Origin of the sequence: Gelidibacter mesophilus DSM 14095, from assembly GCF_000423005.1 — a bacterium.
GTDB classification, from domain to species: Bacteria; Bacteroidota; Bacteroidia; order Flavobacteriales; family Flavobacteriaceae; genus Gelidibacter; species Gelidibacter mesophilus.
Genome location: NZ_AUHD01000001.1, coordinates 129576 through 152211, shown reverse-complemented (window position 1 = coordinate 152211; position 22636 = coordinate 129576). Strand labels below are relative to the sequence as shown.

At 36.2% G+C, this 22636-nt stretch carries 22 protein-coding genes; 17 read left to right on the top strand and 5 right to left on the bottom strand.

Translation table 11 applies throughout. The features are described 5' to 3' along the window. Nucleotides 1-2 precede the first annotated feature (2 nt). Complete coding sequence (gene rodA, locus G525_RS0100725) at nucleotides 3-1280, top strand: rod shape-determining protein RodA (RefSeq protein ID WP_027124425.1); 1278 nt, start codon at nucleotides 3-5, stop codon at nucleotides 1278-1280. 304 nt (nucleotides 1281-1584) lie between these two features. On the opposite strand, the gene G525_RS0100720 is transcribed toward rodA, so the two are convergent. Beyond that, nucleotides 1585-4215, bottom strand: a complete 2631-nt coding sequence (locus G525_RS0100720; RefSeq protein WP_027124424.1) for a valine--tRNA ligase — start codon at nucleotides 4213-4215, stop codon at nucleotides 1585-1587. 188 nt (nucleotides 4216-4403) lie between these two features. On the opposite strand from G525_RS0100720, the gene G525_RS0100715 reads away from it, so the two are divergent. Then, a complete protein-coding gene (locus G525_RS0100715) occupies nucleotides 4404-4829 on the top strand; it encodes a DUF1573 domain-containing protein (RefSeq protein ID WP_027124423.1) in 426 nt (141 codons plus the stop codon). Between the two features lie 52 nt (nucleotides 4830-4881). On the opposite strand, the gene G525_RS0100710 is transcribed toward G525_RS0100715, so the two are convergent. Further along, nucleotides 4882-6126 (bottom strand): retropepsin-like aspartic protease, encoded by a 1245-nt coding sequence (locus tag G525_RS0100710; protein ID WP_157491844.1) that lies wholly within the window; start codon nucleotides 6124-6126, stop codon nucleotides 4882-4884. Nucleotides 6127-6330: 204 nt separating this feature from the next. On the opposite strand from G525_RS0100710, the gene G525_RS0100705 reads away from it, so the two are divergent. From G525_RS0100705 to G525_RS0100690, 4 genes are all read left to right on the top strand, one after another. Further along, nucleotides 6331-7521, top strand: a complete 1191-nt coding sequence (locus G525_RS0100705) for a pyridoxal phosphate-dependent aminotransferase (RefSeq protein WP_027124421.1) — start codon at nucleotides 6331-6333, stop codon at nucleotides 7519-7521. Next, nucleotides 7521-8534, top strand: coding sequence for a UDP-N-acetylmuramate dehydrogenase (gene murB, locus G525_RS0100700; RefSeq protein WP_027124420.1), 1014 nt, complete (start codon nucleotides 7521-7523; stop codon nucleotides 8532-8534). The genes G525_RS0100705 and murB overlap by 1 nt, the downstream gene beginning before the upstream one ends. 226 nt (nucleotides 8535-8760) lie before the next feature. Then, complete coding sequence (locus tag G525_RS0100695; RefSeq protein ID WP_027124419.1) at nucleotides 8761-9288, top strand: RNA polymerase sigma factor; 528 nt, start codon at nucleotides 8761-8763, stop codon at nucleotides 9286-9288. Between the two features lie 12 nt (nucleotides 9289-9300). Continuing rightward, nucleotides 9301-10107 carry an anti-sigma factor gene (locus G525_RS0100690; protein WP_027124418.1) on the top strand — a complete coding sequence of 269 codons (807 nt, stop codon included), beginning with the start codon at nucleotides 9301-9303 and terminating at the stop codon, nucleotides 10105-10107. 75 nt (nucleotides 10108-10182) lie between these two features. On the opposite strand, the gene aqpZ is transcribed toward G525_RS0100690, so the two are convergent. After that, a complete protein-coding gene (gene aqpZ, locus G525_RS0100685; protein ID WP_027124417.1) occupies nucleotides 10183-10869 on the bottom strand; it encodes an aquaporin Z in 687 nt (228 codons plus the stop codon). Nucleotides 10870-11058: 189 nt separating this feature from the next. Between aqpZ and G525_RS0100680 the strand changes: the two genes are divergently transcribed. From G525_RS0100680 to G525_RS0100650, 8 genes are all read left to right on the top strand, one after another. Then, nucleotides 11059-11262: a hypothetical protein gene (locus tag G525_RS0100680; protein ID WP_027124416.1), complete on the top strand. Its 204-nt coding sequence runs from the start codon at nucleotides 11059-11061 to the stop codon at nucleotides 11260-11262. A gap of 6 nt (nucleotides 11263-11268) precedes the next feature. Then, nucleotides 11269-12381 carry a glycosyltransferase gene (locus tag G525_RS0100675; RefSeq protein ID WP_027124415.1) on the top strand — a complete coding sequence of 371 codons (1113 nt, stop codon included), beginning with the start codon at nucleotides 11269-11271 and terminating at the stop codon, nucleotides 12379-12381. Further along, nucleotides 12372-12917, top strand: a complete 546-nt coding sequence (locus tag G525_RS0100670; protein WP_027124414.1) for an RNA polymerase sigma factor — start codon at nucleotides 12372-12374, stop codon at nucleotides 12915-12917. The genes G525_RS0100675 and G525_RS0100670 overlap by 10 nt, the downstream gene beginning before the upstream one ends. Before the next feature lie 2 nt (nucleotides 12918-12919). Continuing rightward, nucleotides 12920-13531, top strand: a complete 612-nt coding sequence (locus G525_RS22800) for an Nramp family divalent metal transporter (protein WP_342662714.1) — start codon at nucleotides 12920-12922, stop codon at nucleotides 13529-13531. A 72-nt stretch (nucleotides 13532-13603) separates the two neighbouring features. Beyond that, nucleotides 13604-14134, top strand: coding sequence for a hypothetical protein (locus tag G525_RS22795; RefSeq protein ID WP_342662713.1), 531 nt, complete (start codon nucleotides 13604-13606; stop codon nucleotides 14132-14134). A 51-nt stretch (nucleotides 14135-14185) separates the two neighbouring features. Continuing rightward, nucleotides 14186-15064, top strand: coding sequence for a lipoyl synthase (gene lipA / locus G525_RS0100660; protein ID WP_027124413.1), 879 nt, complete (start codon nucleotides 14186-14188; stop codon nucleotides 15062-15064). Then, nucleotides 15064-16068 (top strand): type I glyceraldehyde-3-phosphate dehydrogenase, encoded by a 1005-nt coding sequence (gene gap / locus G525_RS0100655; RefSeq protein WP_027124412.1) that lies wholly within the window; start codon nucleotides 15064-15066, stop codon nucleotides 16066-16068. The genes lipA and gap overlap by 1 nt, the downstream gene beginning before the upstream one ends. A gap of 42 nt (nucleotides 16069-16110) precedes the next feature. Next, nucleotides 16111-18342 carry an ATP-binding protein gene (locus G525_RS0100650; RefSeq protein ID WP_027124411.1) on the top strand — a complete coding sequence of 744 codons (2232 nt, stop codon included), beginning with the start codon at nucleotides 16111-16113 and terminating at the stop codon, nucleotides 18340-18342. Here the strand turns inward: G525_RS0100650 and lpxK are convergent. Both lpxK and G525_RS19960 read right to left on the bottom strand, forming a co-directional pair. Continuing rightward, entirely contained in the window at nucleotides 18335-19339 is a 1005-nt protein-coding gene (lpxK, locus tag G525_RS0100645) for a tetraacyldisaccharide 4'-kinase (RefSeq protein ID WP_027124410.1), read from the bottom strand. The two genes, G525_RS0100650 and lpxK, sit on opposite strands and share 8 nt — an antisense overlap. A gap of 28 nt (nucleotides 19340-19367) precedes the next feature. Next, the gene (locus G525_RS19960) at nucleotides 19368-19889 is read right to left on the bottom strand and encodes a hypothetical protein (RefSeq protein WP_051209672.1); all 522 of its coding nucleotides are present in this window, start codon (nucleotides 19887-19889) and stop codon (nucleotides 19368-19370) included. A 74-nt stretch (nucleotides 19890-19963) separates the two neighbouring features. On the opposite strand from G525_RS19960, the gene G525_RS0100635 reads away from it, so the two are divergent. From G525_RS0100635 to msrA, 3 genes are all read left to right on the top strand, one after another. Beyond that, nucleotides 19964-21058, top strand: a complete 1095-nt coding sequence (locus G525_RS0100635) for a Nif3-like dinuclear metal center hexameric protein (RefSeq protein WP_027124409.1) — start codon at nucleotides 19964-19966, stop codon at nucleotides 21056-21058. 2 nt (nucleotides 21059-21060) lie between these two features. Next, nucleotides 21061-21843 (top strand): zinc ribbon domain-containing protein, encoded by a 783-nt coding sequence (locus G525_RS0100630; protein WP_027124408.1) that lies wholly within the window; start codon nucleotides 21061-21063, stop codon nucleotides 21841-21843. 124 nt (nucleotides 21844-21967) lie between these two features. Then, nucleotides 21968-22618 (top strand): peptide-methionine (S)-S-oxide reductase MsrA, encoded by a 651-nt coding sequence (gene msrA / locus G525_RS0100625; RefSeq protein WP_027124407.1) that lies wholly within the window; start codon nucleotides 21968-21970, stop codon nucleotides 22616-22618. The last annotated feature ends 18 nt before the right edge of the window (nucleotides 22619-22636 follow it).

Genomic DNA, 22636 nt, shown 5'->3' with positions numbered 1-22636 from the left:
AGATGCAAAGAGAGTTTAGAGGATTAAATTTTGATTGGATTACTATTATCTTGTTCCTATTACTTGTAGGTTTTGGATGGCTCAACATCATGTCTGCTTCACACTCTGGAGAGATCACCAGTTATTTTGACATGAGCCAACCTTATGGAAAACAGTCCGTTTTCATTATTTTCACACTCTTCTTAATCGTTCTGATTCTTGCATTGGACGCCAAGTTTTATGAGCGGTTTGCAAGTATTATCTACATAATATCCATGCTATCATTGATAGGTCTGTTCTTTTTCGGTAAAAATGTGAACGGCGCCCTTGGTTGGTATGGGGTTGGAGGAATGACAATTCAGCCTAGTGAATTCGCTAAGTTTGCAACTTCATTAGCACTTGCAAAATACATGAGTGATCTTCAAACCAACATGAAAACATTTAAAGATCAACTTAAAGCCGTAGCATTTATTTTATTACCTGCCATTTTGATCCTATTGCAAAATGATGCTGGAAGCACCGTGGTTTATGCCGCCTTCTTTTTTGTCTTTTACAGAGAAGGTTTACAGCAGGTTTATCTTGTGGTTGCTATTTTCCTAATTGTTTTATCTGTATTGGCGCTTAAATTTAATGTTGTAGTTGCCGTTTTGGTCTCTGCGATTCTAATTTTTGGGCATCATTTCTTTGGACAAAAGAAACGGCCTCAAATTTTTCAACCTATTGCCATTCTTCTGGTATGCATCCTTTTTTCTTTTGGGGTCAAATATTTCTATAACAATATTTTGCAGTTTCACCAAAAAGACCGCATCAGTTTATGGCTTCGTTTAGAAAAAGATCCAACGAAACTCCATGATATGAAGCAGACCATTCTTTATAATCTCCACGAGTCTGAAAAAGCAATCAGCTCAGGAGGATTGACAGGAAAAGGGTTTATGCAAGGTACTCGAACCACCGGTAAATTTGTTCCAGAACAGCATACGGATTATATCTTTAGCACAGTTGGAGAAGAATGGGGTTTCTTGGGCAGCGCGTTATTAGTAATTCTTTTTGTAGCACTATTACTCCGGATCTTGTATCTGGCCGAATTACAAAAATCAACATTTAGTAGAGTTTATGGCTACTGTGTGGCCTCCATACTATTTGCTCACTTTATGATCAATATCGGGATGGTGATGGGCTTGATTCCTACTATAGGAATTCCCCTTCCGTTTTTTAGTTACGGAGGATCCGCACTTTGGGCCTTTACTATTCTGTTGTTTATTTTCGTAAAATTAGACTCCAATCGGATCAATGAGTGGTAACCTTTGTGTTTTAAAATTCAAAGTATAAATACAAAGAACTCCAAAATGAAAGTACCATATTTCAATTCATAAAACCCACAGCTATTTCACGAAAGTTCACAGAGTTGAGAGCATCACAGAAAGTTTATGAAAATATTTTGAGACAACCGTTCGTAACTTGTTAATTCCATTGTAAGCTAAATGCTCGTCTTAGATAAAAATAGGACGCATCTTAGTGTCACTCTATTCTTAAATTAAAGCATTACCTTTTATTCAACGGTTCGTGCAATATTTGTGTCTAAAAGAATGATCTGCCAGTTCACATCTACTTCAAACTTGCCAAACTTGTTTTAATAGTCTCAATTTTAGCCAAAGCATCTGCTTCCTTATTACGTTCGTTTTGTAAAACTTGGGCAGGCGCATTGTTCACAAAGCGCTCATTGGACAATTTTCCTTGAACCGATTTCAGAAACCCTTCGGTGTACTTCAATTCAACATTCAATTTCTTGAGTTCTTCTTCCACGTTAATGGCCCCAGAGATTGGGATAAAATATTCGTTCGCGTTTACCCTAAAACTTAATGCGCCATCAACAGCTTCATTAACGGTGTCCATTTTGGAAATATTCCCCATCTTTTTAATGACGGAATTGTAGCGTTCTGATAGTTTTTCGTTATTTATGAACGACAATTCTATGCTGTCCTTAAATGAAATATTCTTGTCTTTTCTTATCGTTCTAATTCCAGAAACGACCTCCTTTATCATTTCAAAATCAGAAATCAGTGGTGCATCAAATGCCTCTACTTTTGGATAGTTCGCAACGATCAATGCTTCTTTGGGCGTTCGTTCTGCAATAAAATGCCAGATTTCTTCCGTCAAAAACGGCATAAAGGGATGTAACAGTTTCAAGTTAGATTCAAAGAGTTCAATCACACTGCTAAATGTTTTTGAATCGATAGGCTGTTGATATTCTGGCTTAATAAGTTCTAATAACCATGAACAGAAATCATCCCAAACTAACTTATAAATTCCCATTAAAGCATCAGATAATCGGTATTTACTGTAGTGATCCTCAATTTCAGCTAGTACCTGTTGGAACTTAGCTTGGTACCATTCAATCGCGATTTTTGAAGCCTCAGGCTGTTCCAATTCTGAAACTTCCCAACCGGTCACCAATCTGAAAGCATTCCATATTTTATTGCTAAAGCCCTTTCCTTGGTTGCACAAGTCTTCATCGAACATCAAGTCATTACCAGCTGCAGAACTTAACAATAATCCTACGCGCACACCATCGGCGCCATAATCATCAATCAATTTTAAAGCATCAGGAGAGTTCCCTAAAGATTTACTCATTTTTCGACGTTGTTTATCACGCACCAATCCGGTAAGATAAACATTCTCAAATGGTTTTTCATCTCGGTATTCATAACCAGCAACAATCATTCGTGCCACCCAAAAGAATAGAATATCCGGTCCTGTCACCAAATCATTGGTTGGGTAATAATATTCAATTTCAGGATTATTGGGGTTCTTAATCCCATCAAAGACACTTATTGGCCATAACCATGACGAAAACCACGTATCTAATGCGTCCTTATCTTGATTTAAATCATTTAAAGTTAGTTGTGGGTTGCTCAGTTTTTCTTTAGCTAATATTAGAGCGGCATCGGCATTTTCAGCAACTACAAAATCTTCTTTTCCATCGCCATAGAAATAAGCTGGAATTTGCTGACCCCATAGCAATTGACGCGAAATATTCCAATCGCGAATATTTTCCATCCAATGACGGTAGGTATTATTAAATCGTTTTGGAAACAACTTCACCTCTTCATCTTCCAAAACAGCTTTAATAGCAGGTTTTGCAAGCTCTTCCATTTTCAAAAACCATTGATCAGATAATCTTGGTTCTATAACGGCTTTGGTACGTTCACTTGTTCCAACTTTATGGACAATGTCTTCGGTTTTTTCAAGAATCCCCAAATCTTTCAATTCTTGGGTAACGTCCTTCCGAGCCACTACCCTATCTTTTCCTTGATGGTGCATCCCGAAACTATTTAATGTGGCATCATCATTAAGGATATCAACAACTTCTAACTGATGTCTGTCCCCAATTTCCTTATCGTTGACATCATGCGCAGGTGTTATTTTTAAACAGCCTGTCCCAAATTCCATATCCACATAATCATCTGCAATAATGGGCACTATCCTGTTACAAATAGGAACTATGACATTTTTTCCTATCAAATGTTGAAAACGTTCATCATTAGGATTCACACAAACAGCAGTATCTCCCAGAATAGTCTCTGGACGCGTGGTTGCGATGGTCACAAAACCGTCCTCATTTTCAATCTGATATTTTACATAGTACAATTTGTCAGTACGCTCCACATGGATCACTTCTTCATCTGACAAGGTGGTTTTCGCTTCAGGATCCCAGTTGACCATGCGGTAGCCACGATAAATCATGCCTTTATTGTAGAGATCCACAAAAACCTTGATCACGGATTCGCTCATCTCAGCATCCATGGTAAACTTGGTCCGGTCCCAATCACAAGAACACCCCAATTTTTTTAATTGTTCTAAAATGACGCCACCATACTCATGGGTCCAATCCCAAGCATGGTTTAAAAATTCTTCGCGAGATAACTTATTTTTATCAATACCCTGTTCCTTCAACTTAGCGACAACTTTTGCTTCTGTCGCAATGGAGGCATGGTCTGTGCCGGGAACCCAACAGGCATTTTTACCTTGTAAACGAGCCCGACGAATGAGGACATCCTGAATGGTATTGTTCAACATGTGACCCATATGCAAAACTCCCGTGACATTTGGTGGCGGAATAACAATCGTATAGGGCTCGCGTTCATCAGGAACGGACTTAAAATACTTGTGTTCCATCCAATAGGAATACCACTTGTCCTCCACGTTGGAAGAGGAATACTTTGTTGGGATTTGCATGCTTTGGTACTGTTTTTGTATAATGATTGGCAAAGTTACTTATAATTCTGTTTTTGCGAAATTATAAAATCAAATATTCACCTCAAGGCAGATGCCTTTTTTAAACAGAATATGCATTACAACTAATATATTTTGTGAAACGGTTAAAAGTAACTAATTTTGACGGTATCAATTTTAAAATTAAAATGATGAAAAATTTAATTGCAATTTTATTTGTAGGAATGTTAAGCATTTCTGCTTTTGCACAAGAAAAAGTAGCGAAGATTGAATTTAAGACTGACGTAATTGATTACGGCATAATCGAAAAAGGCGCTGACGGCGTTCGTGTTTTTGAATTTACAAACACGGGAAATGCCCCCTTGATCATTACAAAAGTATCTTCTACTTGCGGCTGTACTATTCCTAAAAAGCCTGAAGGTCCAATCCTTCCAGGTGACAAGGGCGAAATTCAAGTAAAATACAATACGCAACTTGTTAATCCAATTAGAAAAACCATTACTGTAATTTCTAATGCAGACACACCAACTATTGCTCTAAAAATCAAAGGTGATGTTATCGACCCATCTAAAACAAGTGTTTTAGAAAAAAAGGATAGAAGTTTAATGGAACAATAAATATCTGTTCTCTATTCATTTAAAAGCTCTCAAAATTTGAGAGCTTTTCTTTTTAAAATAAACTTTCCAATTTAAAGTGAAAGGTCATAATCACGCCCTCCCTATCAATTTTGAGTTTAATGAACACGCCATCTTTTTCCTTAAAATAAGAATTGACTTCTTGCAATTGCAGATTATGTGTTTGTTTACCATTAACTGACAGAATAACATCTCCAACTTTTAAGCCTGAACGTTCTGCTGGTGAATCTGGTCTTAATTCCACTATTTTGAATGCGGGTTTGAGTTGATACTTGTAGGCAACAACTACCGTGGTTTTAAAAATGTTGTCATCCTTATTTTGGCCATCCTTGAACCGATTATTGTTATCTCTTTCCTTAACCATTCTTACCCCATCTTGCTCCACGATAATTCCACTTTTATTATATTCAAATGGCTCATTAAAATGCTTATTCTTGTTAAAAGTAACTTTTTCATTCGCATAATCCATGATGATGTTGAATCTCTTTAATAACTCACCCGCCATACTGCCACTGCGCTCTTTGAATTTTCTGGCAAAGCTAATGGCTGCTGAATCTGGATAAGCGACATTGACATTCTCGAGGTGAAAATCATTTATGGAAAATCGGTCCAGTTTTGATCGTTTACCATGCACACTACCGCTTAAACCCTTACCTAAAAAATCTTCAAAATATTTGTCGTTTTTTGGAACCAATCCTAAGGAATCATCTTCAAACAGCCACAACGCATCACTACCTCCTGAGTCCATGAGCAGTTTAACAGGAATATCCTTTCCCTTTACTTCGGCGATAGCGTCAATGTAGGGCTTGTTATTAACTATGGTCAAATTGAGAGTTTCGCATTTGCGACAATTTTTATACCTAAAAGCTTGAGGGTCATTAAACCTGATAAACTTCGATCCATAATTGATTTCTACAATAAAATCCTTAAAAATGTCATATCCAATAATCCCATGCACTTGAATACCCAGTCGAGGAGTGAAATTAATAGACGCATCAGTAATGATAAAAACATCTTGATTGACATTTACCGCCTTGCCAATTTTAAAAACATTTTTTTTTGACCTCAACGCTATAATAGATCCTTCATCCCCCAAACCCCGCAAGTAAATACTTTCCACATTGTTGAACTGCAATGAATCGGCCGAGTTGATAATATTGAACAAAATTGGCTTACTGACGCCAGAATCTAAAATAAATGACAATTCTACGCCATTTATTTCAATAGGAATGATAATGAGATTGTCTATGAGTTGAAATTTTACCTTTGAACGTTCCATTTTCGGCAAATTAAAACCAGTCTGCGAAAATGACAGTCCGCAGAAGCATACAAGGCAAAAAATGTGAAACAACTCTTAATCATACATTAGAAGGTAGAGTTGGACCAATTTACAAATCTTTAAGCCGACATTCTTTTTTTACCTGCTTATTTTGAAAATTCTTTGAGATAATTTTCAGAACTTTACCGCTTAAATATTAAGATAATGCCAAAAATTTCAAGAAAAGGCCAATTAATGCCTTCCTCACCAATCAGAAAATTAGTTCCATATGCTGAACAAGCTTACAAAGATGGAAAAACCGTATACCACCTAAATATTGGGCAACCTGATATCAAAACTCCTGAGGTCGCGATGGATGCTGTTAAAAACACTTCTTTGGACATTTTAGCATACTCACGCTCTGAGGGTTCTGAAGGGTATAGAAAGAAAATAGCACAATACTACGCAAAAAATGATATTCATGTAGATCATAATGACATCATTGTAACCACTGGAGGTAGTGAAGCTTTACTTTTTGCTTTTGGCAGTATCATGGACTCTGATGACGAAATCATTATTCCTGAACCATTCTATGCCAACTATAATGGGTTTTCCACAGCGTCAGATATTAAGGTCGTTCCTGTGATTTCTAAAATAGAAGATAATTTCGCGTTACCAGCTATTGAAGAATTTGAAAAACTGATTACAGACAAAACAAAGGCCATTCTAATTTGCAATCCTGGGAACCCTACAGGATACTTGTACTCAAGGGAAGAGATTAAAAAACTGGAGGCTATTGTAAAAAAGCATGATTTGTTCCTGATAGCCGACGAAGTTTATAGAGAGTTTGTTTATGATGGGAATGAGTTTTATTCCATTATGCAAGAAGAAGGTTTGGAAGAACATGCAATTATGATTGATTCTGTATCAAAGCGCTATAGTATGTGTGGTGCACGAATTGGTTATTTGGTTTCAAAAAACAAAGAAGTCATTAAAACGGCATTAAAATTTGCACAAGCGCGATTAAGCCCGCCTACGTTAGCCCAAATTGCTGCTGAGGCTGCCTTAGACACACCTCAAAGCTATTTTGATGATGTTATTGTAGAATATGTAAAGCGAAGAAACACGCTCATTAAAGAATTGAAAACCATTGAAGGATTAAAAATTGCTGAACCAAAAGGTGCTTTTTATTGCATTGTAGAATTGCCTATTAAAAGTGCAGATCATTTTGCGCAATGGCTATTGGAAAGCTATGAATACAACAAACAAACGGTTATGGTCGCACCAGCTGCAGGATTCTATTCAACACCAAACATGGGATTAAATCAAATTAGAATTGCTTACGTTCTTAATGAAGAAACCTTGATCAAAGCAGTTCATATATTAAAAGAAGCTTTAAAAGTATATCCAAACTAGTGCAAATTCAAGAAAACATATCGTTAAAGTCGCTGAATACCTTTGGACTTGATGCTCGAGCAAAATATTTCGTGAAGGTTGAAACCATTGCTGATCTAAAAGTAGCTTTATGTTTAGATGCCTATCCAAATAAATTCATTTTGGGTGGTGGCAGCAATATGTTGCTCACTAAAGATTTGGATTGTTTGGTGATTCATGTGGCTTTAAAGGGCATTGAAATTACTGATCAATCTGAGGATGAAGTGCTCGTTAAGGCCAATGCTGGCGAAAATTGGCATGAATTTGTCCTATGGTGTTTGGATCACGATTTTGGTGGCATCGAAAATCTGTCGCTCATTCCCGGCAATGTGGGGACTGCTCCCATTCAGAATATCGGTGCCTATGGTGTTGAACTGAAAGATGTTTTTGAATCATGTGAAGCCCTGAACATAAGTACCAAAAACATTGAAACGTTTACCAAAGATGATTGCCAATTTGGATATCGCGAATCTGTATTTAAACAAGATAAAAAAAATGCTTATGTTATTATAAGTACCACTTTAAAACTCACCACTACCCAACATCAACTACATACCGAATATGGCGCAATTGCATCAGAATTAGAGACTATGGGCATTTCTGAGCCCAGCATTCAAGACGTTTCCAATGCGGTGATCGCAATAAGGGAAAGTAAACTTCCAAACCCTAAGGAAATAGGCAATAGCGGCAGCTTCTTTAAAAATCCAATTATTTCCAAATCCATTTTTGAAAAGCTCAAGACCAACTTCCCCGACATGCCAAGTTATGTTGTTTCTCAAAATAACGTTAAAGTTCCCGCCGGTTGGTTAATTGAAAAATCTGGATTTAAAGGTAAAACCTTTATCGATTACGGCGTCCATAAAAAACAAGCCTTAGTACTTGTTAATTACGGAGGGGCCAAAGGATCTGACATTCTTGGTCTGGCTAGATTGATTCAAAAAACAATCAAACAGATTTTTGGGATTACCATTGAAACTGAAGTAAACATTATATAAAAAGGCTTCAACATTTTATAGTTGAAGCCTTAAAATAATCGTTGTAGTGTCAAACGAAAAAGCTATTAATCAAATTCTTTTAAAGAAGAATCTTAACACTACAGATATAAATGCAATATTTTAAAAATAAGATAGTTTATTTGTAGTTTTACCACCTTATATTTGATATACGTCCGAAAGCTGAATTTGGACTTTTGGATCCCAATATTCAATTAAATTTTAACTTTTGAGCTATTCTTTAGAAGAACATATTGTCCAACTACTTGAAAAAGGAGACAGAGCTGCCATTAATTTACTTTATGAAAATTATTCAGACAGCCTTTATGGTGTTATTTTGAAAATAACCAACAATGAAGAACTCGCTCAAGACGCCTTACAGGAAAGTTTTGTAAAAATTTGGAAGAACGCTAAAAAATACGACTCCAAAAAAGCGAAACTTTTTACATGGTTGTACAGAATTGCACGCAATACCGCTATTGATAAACTTAGGAGCTTCAATAATCGGTTTAATAAGGAAGTCCAAATTGATAATTCAAACGTATATATTCTACCAACTACAAGTTTAAATCAGGATGTTATTGATTTAAAAGCGCACGTTAGCAAACTAGAAGAAAAGTACCAAATAGTTTTAAACGCCTTATTTTTTGAAGGCATGACTCAACAAGAAGCTAGTGACGAATTAGATATTCCATTAGGTACTATAAAATCTAGATTAAAAATTGGTTTGAGGGATTTGCGAAAACTCTTCAATTAAAGAATAGAAACAATGGAAAAAAAATTACAAATTTTTATGGATTCGGGCCTATTGGAAAATTACATCCTAGGTACCACAACTCCTAATGAAAATTTAGAAGTTGAAAGCTATATGGCTGAATTTCCTGAAGTAGAATCAGAATATGAAAGACTTCAAGATAATTTAGAAATTTTAGCGAAGGCGCATACGGTAGAAGCTCCAGAATTTATTTTGGACGCCGTTATGGAGGAAATTACTGAGGAGACTCCTGTTATTCAAATGCAGGCTTATGCTCCTACACACAAAAGCACACCATGGTACAGTATTGCAGCAAGTATTGCAGCACTAATTTTTGCAGGATCGGCATTTATGCTTCATGATCAAAACACGTCATTAAATCATGAGAATCAAGTTGTAGTCGATGAGATTTTTGATTTAAGAAGTGATATTGAAGATAATAATAACAAGCTTGAAAATGTGATGCTTCAGTTTAAGAATTTGAATAACCCAGAAACTGAAAAATACGTTTTACGTGGGAATTCAAGAGCCAAAAACCTTCAAACTGTGGCTTATATCAATGCTGTGGATAAAACATCAATGATCGATGTGGTCTCATTACCTAAACTTCCAGAAAATCAGACCTATCAAATTTGGGCTGAATTACAGGATAGAATGGTGAACTTGGGTATTCTTGATGCATCAGAGCGCAAATTGAAGACTATTCCTTATATGGAAAATGCACTTGGGTTAAGTATCACTATTGAGCCTAAAGCAGGATCAAAAATCAACAATCCACATGCTGAAAATTCAGTGGCAGAAATCACATTGAAAAATAAATAATAATATATTTTCAATTCAATTATAATAGGAAAGAGGCTACCCGATAAGGGAGCCTCTTTGTTTTTAAGCACATTACTAATGTTTACTGAAAAATGTTTTGTGAAGCACACCAGCCACCAATGCGCCGGCAATTGGTGCTAACCAAAAGAGCCAAAGCTGAGAGGTATATTCAGCTCCTGCAAATAACGCTTGACTTGTAGATCGAGCAGGATTGACCGAAGTATTTGAAATTGGAATACTAATCAAATGAATTAAGGTCAACGCCAATCCAATTGCGATTCCAGCAAATCCCGCTGGTGCCTTTGGATAGGTACTTCCTAAAATAATAACCAAGAAGAACATGGTTAAAACAAACTCAGTAATTAGAACAGAAACCATTCCATAACCTCCAGGAGATAATTTGCCATATCCATTGGACGCAAAACTTCCTATATCCACAAAATCAGATTTACCAGATACAATAAGATATAAAACTCCTGCAGCGGCAATAGCCCCAATTAGCTGTGCAACAATATACCCTAACAATTCTTTTGCTGGAAACAGTCCTCCTGCCCATAAACCTAAGGTTACAGCCGGATTGAAATGAGCGCCTGAAATGTGACCAACGGCATAGGCCATTGTCAACACTGTTAAACCAAAGGCCAGAGCTACGCCCAGAAAGCCAATTCCCAATTCTGGAAATCCCGCGGCGAAAATTGCACTGCCACAACCGCCGAAAACGAGCCAAAAAGTCCCGAAAAACTCTGCTAATAATTTCTTCATATTTAAAATTTGTTGGTTAATATGTCATAAATCTAAGAAATAATAAGATCTTAGATACTAGCTGTTTATAAAAAAAACAGAGATAATTATGTCCACCTACAAAAGCATCCCAAAAAGATAAAAGCACGAAGTCGTCAGATACCTAAAAATATTCCAAAAAACCCGTATCTTTGTACAAATTTTTAACCAATGAAACTTTTACTCATTACATTAATTCTTCTAGGTCTTGGCGTTGCTGGTATTGCTATAAAAATATGGGCAAAAAAGGACGGGAAATTTGCTGGTACTTGTGCTAGCCAAAATCCAATGCTCAATAAAGAAGGGGCCTCTTGCGGCTTCTGCGGAAAAACACCTGAACAATTTGAAAACTGTAACGAACCTCAACATTCATAAGGGTTAATGATTATCTTTCATGTGCTTTTCTACATCTTTATTGTAGTCATATTTATTCAGTTATTCTTTTATGCTTATGTTTTTTCTAATGTAAAACAGAAAAAAGACGAAAAAACCAGCTCCAATAAACCTCCAGTCTCAGTGATTGTTTGTGCTAAAAATGAAGCTAAAAATCTAGAAAAATTTTTACCTTTTATTTTAGATCAAGACTATCCAAACTTTGAATTGGTATTGATAAACGACGGATCAACCGATACCACCTTAAAAGTTATGGAGCGTTTTAAGACGCATCATAGCAATATAAAAATTGTAAATGTAAAAAGCATTGAAACCTTTTGGGGCAACAAAAAATATGCACTTACCTTAGGAATTAAAGCGGCAACACATAACCATCTTTTGTTTACAGATGCTGATTGTAAACCTGCCTCCAATCAATGGATCAGTGAAATGGTAAGTCATTTTTCAAATGAATTTCAAATTGTTCTCGGCTTTGGAACCTATGCCAAAGTAAAGAAATCGTTTTTAAATAAACTGATTAGGTTTGAAACCTTAATGACTGCTATTCAATACTTTTCCTATACAAAATTAGGACATCCTTACATGGGCGTTGGCCGAAATTTGGCTTACACCAAAGATTTGTTTTTTGAGGCTCGTGGCTTTATGGATCATATGCATATCAAATCTGGAGATGATGACCTTTTCGTAAACCAGATTGCCACTGCTAAAAACACATCCATTTCTTTATCCAAAAACAGTTTTACCCAGTCGCTAGCTAAAACATCATACAGTGATTGGATGATGCAAAAACGGAGGCACGTATCTACGGCAAAACATTATAAGCCAAAACATAAGACTGTTCTTTCCTTATTTTATTTATCGCAATTTTTATTTTTAGCACTAAGTATCTTGCTCCTTAGTACCATGTTTAATTGGAAAATAGTACTTGGGTTATTAATTTTCAGATATATAGCACTTTTTATAACATTGACCATTGCTGCTAAAAAATTAGAAGAAAAAGATTTAATTCCTTATTTTCCGTTTCTCGAAATATTTTTAATTGTTGCCCAATTCTCTATATTTATAAAAAATCTAACTTCAAAACCCATCCCTTGGAAATAGAAGTCATCATTAAGAACGCAAAAAAAAATGACCAATCTGCATTTAAGGCACTTTTGGATTTTTTTTGGAATGATGTTTATGGTTTTCAATTAAAACGCACAGAAAATGAAAATGATGCTGAGGACATTGCCATTCAGACATTTTCAAAAGCATTTGACAAAATTGGTACTTATAATGAGAACTATGGATTTAAGACATGGTTGATTACCATTTCCAAAAACATTCATATTGATTTAATTAGAAAGAGAAAATCCTCCATTTCTAATAGATCCGGTCATAAGGACCACGAGAATTTTTATGATATTATTGACGAGTCTCCTTCACCTGAAGACAAACTCATCACCGAACAGAATTTAGCAAAACTGCTTCGTGATATTAAAAAGCTAAAACCACATTATCAAGAAGTCATCAATTTGAGATACTTTCAGGAATTATCCTATAAGGAAATATCTGAAGAACTTAATGAACCTATCAATAATGTTAAGGTTAAGCTTTTAAGAGCAAAAAAATTACTGGCAGAAATAATTATGAAATAGCAGTGCAGATCCGTTTAAAAAAATTAGGCCCCGGGTTATTATTTGCCGGAGCTGCCATTGGCGTTTCTCATTTAGTACAATCTACTCGTGCTGGAGCAGATTTTGGTTATGGTCTTATCTGGGCCTTAGTACTTGTCCATATTTTTAAATATCCATTTTTTCAATTTGCACCAAGATATGCTTTAGCAACTGGGGAAAGCCTTTTGGACGGTTATAAGAAAATGGGAAAAGGCGTTTTAATTGCTTATTTCACTCTCACCTTTACGACTATGTTTACCATCCAAACTACCGTAACCATCGTTACTGCAGGCATAGCATCTACGTTATTTGGAAATCTGATTTCAACAGAAATATGGGCCATCATTATTCTCTCCATTTGTGCGCTCATTCTGATCAAAGGCAAATACAGCCTTCTTGATCAAATAATGAAAATTATTGTCATCACGCTAACAATAAGCACTATTATAGCCGTTGTACTAGCGTTAAACACAAACCCGCAACCACTTTCATTCGCGCAGATAATGCCAGAAAACACCTTGGAGATTGGTTTCTTAATCGCATTTATGGGCTGGATGCCCGCACCTTTAGATATTTCCGTATGGCAATCTCTTTGAGCTCTGGAAAAACGAAAAGTAAATAAAGATTATGATGTAAAGTCATCACTTTTTGATTTTAATGTGAGCTACGTGGCAACTCTTATTATCGGACTCGGATTTATGGCACTTGGAGCATTAGTGATGTTTCAAAGTGGCTTAAGCTTTAGCGAGAAAGCCGCGGAATTTTCCAATCAGCTGATTTCAATGTACACCAAAAGCTTAGGAAATTGGTCTTATCTGATCATTGGTATTGCCGCATTTACGACAATGTTCAGCACGACATTAACCACTTTGGATGCCTCACCTAGAACCATGGCCAGAAGCTCAGAACTACTATTTGGCCATTTTTCAAAACATAATTATTTGTTATGGATTGGCATTCTCATTCTTGGAACCGTTTCTATTTTCTTCTTTCTAGGTTCGGAAATGGGCCTGCTCATAAAAGTGGCGACCATCATCTCATTTTTGACCGCACCATTTTATGCCATTATTAATTACAAGTTAATTAGCAGCCAACACACACCAATTGAATGGCGACCATCGGTAAAAATGCACATCTTAAGTTGGTTTGGGATTCTGTTTTTAATTGGATTCAGCATTTGGTATCTGACCACCCTATAATATAAATTTACAAATTTACTTTGTACCTTTGTATTTGAAACTTTCCAATACATGAGTGCAGAAACTATTTCAAAAATAATTCCAGAACATCAACCAAAACCTAAATGGTTGAGAGTAAAATTACCTACTGGTAAAAAATACACAGAACTTAGAAGTTTGGTGGACAAATACAGTTTAAATACTATTTGTGCTTCAGCAAGTTGTCCAAATATGGGCGAATGTTGGGGAGAAGGAACGGCTACCTTTATGATTCTAGGAAATATTTGTACACGTTCTTGTGGATTTTGCGGGGTTAAAACCGGACGTCCAGAAACCTTAGATTGGGATGAACCCGAAAAAGTGGCACGATCCATTAAAATCATGAACATTAAACATGCGGTTTTAACCAGCGTGGATAGAGATGATTTGAAAGACATGGGGAGTATTATGTGGTCAGAGACCGTTAAGGCCGTACGACGCATGAATCCAGAAACAACCATGGAAACACTTATTCCTGATTTTCAAGGAATAGAGCAACATATTGACAGAATTATTGACGTCGCTCCAGAAGTGGTTTCGCATAATATTGAAACCGTTAGAAGATTAACCCGAGAAGTGAGAATCCAAGCCAAATATGAGCGCAGTCTCGGAGTTCTTAAATATTTGAAAACGCAAGGACAACGCCGAACAAAGTCAGGTATCATGCTTGGACTAGGAGAAACTCGAGAAGAAATTATTGAAACACTTCATGATTTAAGAGCCAATGATGTAGACGTCGTCACAATAGGACAATATTTACAACCTAGTAAAAAGCATTTGCCCGTAAAACAGTTTATTCTTCCGGAACAATTTAAAGAATATGAAGCTATCGGATTGGATCTCGGCTTCCGACATGTGGAAAGCAGCGCCTTAGTAAGATCGTCTTACAAAGCTCAAAAACATATCAATTAATGATCAGAGTTGCCATAAACGGGTTTGGACGCATTGGGAGGCGGCTGTTTAGACTCATTCAAGAACGTGAAAACATTCAGATAGTTGCTATAAACGATTTGGCTGATGCCAGAACCTTAAGCCATTTGTTAAAATATGATAGCATCCATGGGGTTTTAAAGAACACCATTACTTTTGATGACAGCCATATCATTCTAGATGATCTAAAAGTTCCTTTGTTGAACCACACTCAGATTGAAGCTATTGACTGGAAACCCTATAATGTAGATTTTGTCATTGAATCCACAGGAAAGTTTAAAACTTTAGAAGCTCTTGAAAACCATATTAAAAATGGCGCAAAAAGGGTTATTCTCTCCGTTCCTCCCATAGATGATGCTATAAAAACCATTGTCTTAGGTGTAAATGATGACATCCTCTCAGGCACTGAAACCATAATATCCAATGCTTCCTGTACAACGAATAATGCAGCACCAATGATTGCCGTTATAGATGATCTTTGCGGGATCAAACAAGCCTATATTACCACTGTACATTCTTATACCACTGACCAAAGTCTGCATGACCAACCTCATAAGGATTTAAGGCGCGCAAGGGCTGCAGGTCAATCTATCGTGCCCACTACAACAGGTGCAGCGAAGGCTCTGACCAAAATTTTTCCTAAATTGAATGATGTTATTGGCGGCTGTGGCATCCGAGTTCCGGTTCCTAACGGATCGCTCACTGATATTACTTTAAATGTTGAAAAAACTGTTTCAATTGAAGATATCAATCAAGCCTTCAAAATAGCCTCTGAAACCCATTTAAAAGGAATTTTAGAATATACATCTGACCCAATTGTGTCTATTGATATTGTTGGTAATCCGCACTCCTGTATTTTTGACTCTCAGATGACTTCCGTCATCGGCAATATGATTAAAATTGTGGGATGGTATGATAATGAAACAGGTTATTCAAGTCGTATCTTAGATTTAATCAGCGATTTATCGATGAAAGAAACACTTTAATCGAATAAATAATTATATTTGTTCGATTTATGTGACCAAAAAATGTCCCAACCGAAATACTATATCGTTGCTTTTTTTATACTGATATCGACCGTTCTATGTTCTCAAAATAGTACTGTCGACGATATTGACATTCTTAAAATGCGCATTGAAAACTACGTGACCCAATCGGGTTTTGAAGTAGAGCGCGGTGATTACTACAATGCCAAGGATAACCTCCAAAAGGCTTTGGATATTGCCAAAAAGATTGGAGACAAGAAGAAGGAAGGCAGTATATATACAAAAATCGCAAAAGTTCAATTTCTTGTGGAAGAGCCCGAAAGTGCGCTTGTATCTTTAACCAAAGCTGCTGAACTCCAAAGAGAAGACAATGACTACGCTAACCTCGCCATCACTTACAATGTTCGAGGTGTTTTGCATACCAGTAAAAAGGAATATCAAACTGCGATCGATTTTTTTAATTCCGCCAAAAATTTATATGAACAAGAAGGCCTTGAGCGCCTTATTTCCGATGTTAATCTAAACGAAGCCAAGGTTTATATTCAATTGGAAGATTATAAAACTGCTAAAGCAAAACTTGAAAAGACCATCATTTTAGCCAAAAAATATGACCAGCCAAATATTTTAAGCAGCGCTTATATAAATAGTGGAAAAGTGCTCCAGAAATTAGACAACCCAACCTTAGCGCTTACTATGACCAATCAGGGGCTCGATCTTGCGGTGGCCAATAATATTCCAGAATATATCAACGACAGTTATTTGACTTTAAGCGAGATATACCAAGAAAACAATGACTATAAGCTCTCCAATGAATATCTTAGGAAATATATTAACCTATCAGATTCTTTATTAGATATAAAACGTGAAAACCTTGCCCCTGGTAAGAAATCCCAGTTTATCAATGAATATAAAGATACTGAGTTTAAGCAATTGGAAGTAAAACTTGAGGAAGCCGATGCGTCAAATAATTTGACTAGAATAACGACTATTCTAAGCATCGCATTAATTACAATTCTGTCCTTATTGACCTTATCGCTTTACAAAAACAATAATATCAGACTTAAAACCAACAATATGCTCCATAAAAAAAATGATGAGCTTATTGTGGCCAAAGAAAAAGCAGAATTGGCATCCAAAACCAAAGCCAACTTTTTATCCACCGTAACCCACGAGCTCAGAACACCATTATATGCCGTTACCGGCTTAACAAATATGCTTTTGGACGAAGAACCAAAACCAGAGCAATTGCCACACCTTAAATCGCTTAAGTTTTCCGGTGAATATTTATTGACTTTCATCAATGACATCCTTCAAATCAATAAAATTGAGGCCAACAAAGTTGAATTGGATCCTGAAGTATTCAATCTCAGGAAAAAGGTTGAAAATGTAATTTCGGCATTGAACAATTCGGCTATGGACAATAACACGAAACTCCATTATGAATATGACCAAGATCTGCCTTCTACGTTTATGGCAGATCAATTGAAAATCTCGCAGATTCTGATTAATCTTATAGGAAACGCTATTAAGTTTACAAAAGATGGTGATATATGGGTAAAATTATATAAGGTCAATCAAACCGATAAAAACTATACCATCCGATTCGAAATTCAAGATAATGGTATTGGTATCACCAAAGAGAAACAAGAGAATATGTTTGAAAGCTTCTCTCAAGGCTCTATTCAAATCAATAGAAAATATGGCGGAACAGGACTTGGGCTCTCCATTGTAAAAGGGCTGATCGAAATCTTAAAAGGAAAAATATACCTCAAAAGCGAACTTGGAAAAGGATCGAGCTTCTTTTTTGAAATCCCGCTAACCTATGCACCAGAACCAGTTATTACAGATAAACCAAAAACCCTTAATGAATTTAATACTTTGGACTTGACAAATATCAAAATTTTGGTTGTTGAAGACAACAAGATCAACCAAATGATAACCCGTAAGATTTTAAATAAGATGAGCCTTTATTGCGATGTTGTGGATAATGGCGAAGATGCTGTAGAACGCGTTAAACAAGAACAGTACGACGTTGTCCTGATGGATATCCACATGCCTGGTATTAGCGGACTTGAAGCTACGAAAATCATTAGAACCTTTGATAAGGAACTCACTATTTTCGCTCTTACAGCCGTAACTATTGAAGATAAAATGCATGAATTTGACGAAGCAGGATTTGATGATATTATCTCAAAACCATTTAAGCAGGAAGATTTCGAAAAGAAACTTTATAACGTGTTAAAATCTAATGAAAAATCAGCAACGTCTATTTAACAAATCTACTTATAAGCCCATCAAACTCTTTCCGTCTATCAATTTTTATTTCAATTGGCAGATAATATAAGGCCTCTTGATTGTTAAAATGAGGCTGTAAGCGCACCATGTCCTTTTCTGTGGTGACAATCATTGGTTTTTGTTTCAAAATATTGAGGTCATTCTCAGTAAAATCATGATGATCCTTAAATTTCAAATGCTCAAACTGCAATCCCATTAATTTTAAATGCTCAACCAAAGGTTTTGGATTGGCAATTCCCGTAACCAAAGTAAACGATTGACTTTTAAGAGTTTCCAAATTGAGATGCTCTTTAGTATTTCTTATCGATTGAGAATAAGCAATATGCCCAAAAAACACCTCTTGCCCTTCTAAAGGATTTATTTTTTCTTTGATTATTCGTTTTTCGTCATCTGCTAAATTTTCCGGACATTTAGTCACCACAATAATATCAGCACGTCTGGCACCTGCCCTCGGTTCTCTTAAATTCCCGGTCGGTAATAGGATATCATCTGTATAAAGATCATCAAAAGCAGTCAATAAAATATTAAAACCCGCTTTTACGCGTCTATGCTGATAGGCATCATCCAACAAAACTATTTCTGGAGGATTTTTTAATGCCAACAATTGCGCCATTCCATGTACTCTATTAGCATCCACACTTACAATAATATCCTTAAATTTTCGATAAAACTGAAACGGCTCATCTCCTATGGAAAGTGCTGTGGCCGATTCATCAGCCATTACAAACCCTTCTGTCTGTCTTTTATAGCCTCTGCTCAATGTTGCAATATGGTGATCAGGTTTCAATAATCGGATCAAATATTCAATCATTGGTGATTTTCCTGTGCCGCCAACACTTAGATTTCCTACGCATATCACAGGAACGTTATAAGATGTGGACTTTTTAATTCCTAAATCATATAATTTATTTCTAAGCCAGGTGACCACGAAGTAAATGGGGACAACCGGAAAAAGGAAATACCTTAAAATTTTCATCTGTTCGATTAATCTGTTTTGTGCCATTTTATATTTCGGCACGTTTGTCTTCAGGAATATTCACAACACCGCAACCGTCTACTAAAATATGACCATTTTTAGTTACTACTGTCATTGTCATCTTAAAATCATCCCAGTCAATACCTTTAACTGTCACATAACCAGTTCCTAGATCAAACTCATGAAGTTCAACACCTTTATGAGGGTAATCTTGGGCATCTAATATAGGATCAAACCCAAGTCCTACTTGTGGGTTCTCTTCCCAAGCCCTGATCAGCATATTTTCTAATTTCTCTTTTAAACTTTCTGTAACAAGAGACGAGCCTTTAACAAATTCTAGAATTTCAACATTGTTGTTATTTTCGATATAAGCATTTAGAAAATCAAGTGCCACCTGATAATTCTGATCTTTAGAAGACCCTTCATTTTCTAAGTGTTGATATAAGTCAGTGTTTGAAAGTTCCAAATCCAGCGCTTCAGGTTGTTTGTTTTTTTCAGATTGGCATGAGAACAAGAACAAGGAAAACATTAACGCAATGCTATGTTTCATAATAACCAAAGTACTTAGTTACAACGAAAATATAATATTTTATCTTTGCGAGTAACCTAAAAACAGAAAAACATATGATTATCCAAGATGTCATCAATCACCTCGAAGAACTGGCGCCTTTGGCGTATGCCGAAAGCTTTGATAACGTAGGTTTGTTGGTTGGTGATAAAAACAAGCCATTGACAGGAGTTCTGGTAACCTTAGACACTTTAGAAAGTGTTGTGGACGAAGCAATCGACAACAACTGCAACCTCATTGTCAGCTTCCATCCGATTATTTTTAAAGGTCTTAAAAAACTTAATGGCTCCAATTATGTAGAGCGCGTGGTCTTAAAAGCCATTAAACATGACATTGCCATTTACGCCATTCATACGGCCTTGGACAATTGTCTTCAAGGTGTGAATGATATTATTTGCAAAACGTTAAATATAGAAAACAAAAAGATCCTGCTTCCTCAACAAGGCACTATAAAAAAATTGACCACTTACGTTCCACAGAAAGATGCTGATGTCTTACGCACTGCCCTATTCAAATCTGGAGCTGGCAACATTGGGAATTACGAAAATTGCAGTTTCAATACTGACGGGACTGGCACTTTTAAAGGTAATGATGATTCCAATCCAAAAATTGGAGAACGTGGGGAATATCGCCAAGAAAATGAAACCCAAATTTCAGTGACCTTCCAAAAACATCTAGAGCGCAACATTCTCAAAGCCTTGTTTGAAAGCCATCCCTATGAAGAAGTGGCTTTTGAAGTGACAACGCTAGACAATTATAATCAGCAGATAGGGATGGGAATGGTTGGCGAACTTCCAAATGAGATGACAACCGAAGAATTTTTAGATTTTGTTAAGCAGAAAATGAACGTTTCGTTTATAAAACACTCAAAATTAATCAAAACCAAAGTCAAGCGGATTGCCGTACTTGGTGGTTCTGGTAGTTTTGCAATTGCCGCGGCCAGATCAGCAAATGCTGATGTTTTTATTACTGCAGATTTAAAGTATCATGATTTTTTTTCTGCAGAAGATCAAATTATTTTAGCCGATATTGGACATTATGAAAGCGAACAGTTCACAAAAACCTTTTTAGCTAACTATCTCTCAAAAAAAATTACTAATTTTGCAGTCGTTTTATCGACGATAAACACCAATCCTGTAAAGTATTTATAATTATGGCAAAAAAAGCTGAACTTTCTGTTGAAGACCGATTAAGAGCATTGTATGACTTACAACTCATTGATTCAAGAGTTGACGAAATCAGAAATATTAGAGGTGAACTTCCTTTAGAAGTAAGAGATTTAGAAGATGAAGTTGAAGGACTTAATACTAGACTTGAAAAATTAAACGGGGGTTTGACACTGGTTGATGACGACATCAAATCAAAAAAGAACCTGATTGAAGAAGCGAAAACTTTGATCAAGAAATATGCTGAACAGCAAAAAAATGTTAGAAATAACAGAGAATTCAATTCGATCACCAAAGAAGTGGAATTCCAAGAACTGGAGATTGAACTTGCCGAAAAACACATAAAAGAATTTAAAGCTCAAATTGAGCAGAAAAAGGAAGTTATTTCTGAAACCAAAGACCGTTTAAAAGACCGTCAAGCGCATTTAAAGCATAAGAAAAGTGAATTAAACGCTATTTTGGCGGAAACAGAAAAAGAAGAAACAGCATTGATCAAAAAATCCCAAGAATACCAAGAATCAATTGATCAACGTTTGGTAAATGCTTACCATAGAATTAGAACGAATGTAAAAAACGGATTGGCGGTAGTAGCCATTGAAAGAGGTGCTTCTGGTGGATCTTTCTTTACCATCCCACCACAAGTGCAAGTTGAGATTGCATCTCGTAAAAAAGTTATTACAGATGAGCACAGTGGACGTATTTTGGTTGATGCACAATTAGCCGAAGAACAAAAAGAAAAAATGACCAAAATGTTTAGTAAACTCAGCTAAACATCTATTACATACACTTAAGAGCCTTTACAAAAATGTAAAGGCTCTTTATTTTAACACAACTTTCTTATTTTATATCTTAAGGTTTTATTGTAACGGACGACTACTTAAAAAAATCAAATTTATGAAATCACTTCTCTTATCATTATCCTTCATAGTTTTGTTCAGTTGTCAGAACAAAGCGCAAACCAACCCTAAGCAGAACGCGGTTAGCATGGCTGAGCCTATTGAAGTCCCTATTAGCGATGGAAAAGCAAAAGCCTATTTTGCCAGTGGTTGCTTTTGGTGTGTGGAAAATATTTATGAGCATGTTATAGGCGTGGATGAAGTGGTAAGTGGTTATGCAGGTGGCCATACCAAAAATCCAACTTACGAATCAAGCAATACTGGTAAAACAGGACATGCAGAAGCCGTAGAAGTGAGCTATGATCCTAATGTTGTGAGTTTCGCTACCTTAGTAGATGTTTATTTTGGCTCCCAAAACCCAACCCAGATCAATGGTCAAGGCGGCGATCGAGGATCACAGTACCGTTCTATCATATTTTATCAGAACGATGCTCAGAAAAAAATTATAGAAGCAAAGAAGTCGGCGTTGGCAAAAAAACTGAATGCAACAATTGCCGCTGAGGTCTATCCATTCCAAAAATTTTGGATCGCTGAAGGTTACCATCAGGATTATGAGAAAAAGAACCCACAAAATCCATATATCCAAAATGTATCCATCCCAAGATATGAACGCTTTAAAGCAAAATTTCCAGAGTTAATTAAAAAATAATCAGCTGACAGACCTTTC

What these genes read in the sequence shown, in the direction of transcription:
- msrA (WP_027124407.1), top strand. Translation starts at nt 21,968, where the DNA reads ATGAAATCACTTCTCTTATCATTATCCTTCATAGTTTTGTTCAGTTGT.
- lpxK (WP_027124410.1), bottom strand. Translation starts at nt 19,339, where the DNA reads ATGAAAATTTTAAGGTATTTCCTTTTTCCGGTTGTCCCCATTTACTTC.
- aqpZ (WP_027124417.1), bottom strand. Translation starts at nt 10,869, where the DNA reads ATGAAGAAATTATTAGCAGAGTTTTTCGGGACTTTTTGGCTCGTTTTC.
- G525_RS0100675 (WP_027124415.1), top strand. Translation starts at nt 11,269, where the DNA reads ATGATTATCTTTCATGTGCTTTTCTACATCTTTATTGTAGTCATATTT.
- G525_RS19960 (WP_051209672.1), bottom strand. Translation starts at nt 19,889, where the DNA reads ATGAAACATAGCATTGCGTTAATGTTTTCCTTGTTCTTGTTCTCATGC.
- G525_RS0100705 (WP_027124421.1), top strand. Translation starts at nt 6,331, where the DNA reads ATGCCAAAAATTTCAAGAAAAGGCCAATTAATGCCTTCCTCACCAATC.
- rodA (WP_027124425.1), top strand. Translation starts at nt 3, where the DNA reads ATGCAAAGAGAGTTTAGAGGATTAAATTTTGATTGGATTACTATTATC.
- gap (WP_027124412.1), top strand. Translation starts at nt 15,064, where the DNA reads ATGATCAGAGTTGCCATAAACGGGTTTGGACGCATTGGGAGGCGGCTG.
- G525_RS0100635 (WP_027124409.1), top strand. Translation starts at nt 19,964, where the DNA reads ATGATTATCCAAGATGTCATCAATCACCTCGAAGAACTGGCGCCTTTG.
- G525_RS0100650 (WP_027124411.1), top strand. Translation starts at nt 16,111, where the DNA reads ATGTCCCAACCGAAATACTATATCGTTGCTTTTTTTATACTGATATCG.
- G525_RS0100630 (WP_027124408.1), top strand. Translation starts at nt 21,061, where the DNA reads ATGGCAAAAAAAGCTGAACTTTCTGTTGAAGACCGATTAAGAGCATTG.
- G525_RS0100680 (WP_027124416.1), top strand. Translation starts at nt 11,059, where the DNA reads ATGAAACTTTTACTCATTACATTAATTCTTCTAGGTCTTGGCGTTGCT.
- G525_RS0100715 (WP_027124423.1), top strand. Translation starts at nt 4,404, where the DNA reads ATGAAAAATTTAATTGCAATTTTATTTGTAGGAATGTTAAGCATTTCT.
- lipA (WP_027124413.1), top strand. Translation starts at nt 14,186, where the DNA reads ATGAGTGCAGAAACTATTTCAAAAATAATTCCAGAACATCAACCAAAA.
- G525_RS0100710 (WP_157491844.1), bottom strand. Translation starts at nt 6,126, where the DNA reads ATGGAACGTTCAAAGGTAAAATTTCAACTCATAGACAATCTCATTATC.
- G525_RS0100720 (WP_027124424.1), bottom strand. Translation starts at nt 4,215, where the DNA reads ATGCAAATCCCAACAAAGTATTCCTCTTCCAACGTGGAGGACAAGTGG.
- G525_RS0100690 (WP_027124418.1), top strand. Translation starts at nt 9,301, where the DNA reads ATGGAAAAAAAATTACAAATTTTTATGGATTCGGGCCTATTGGAAAAT.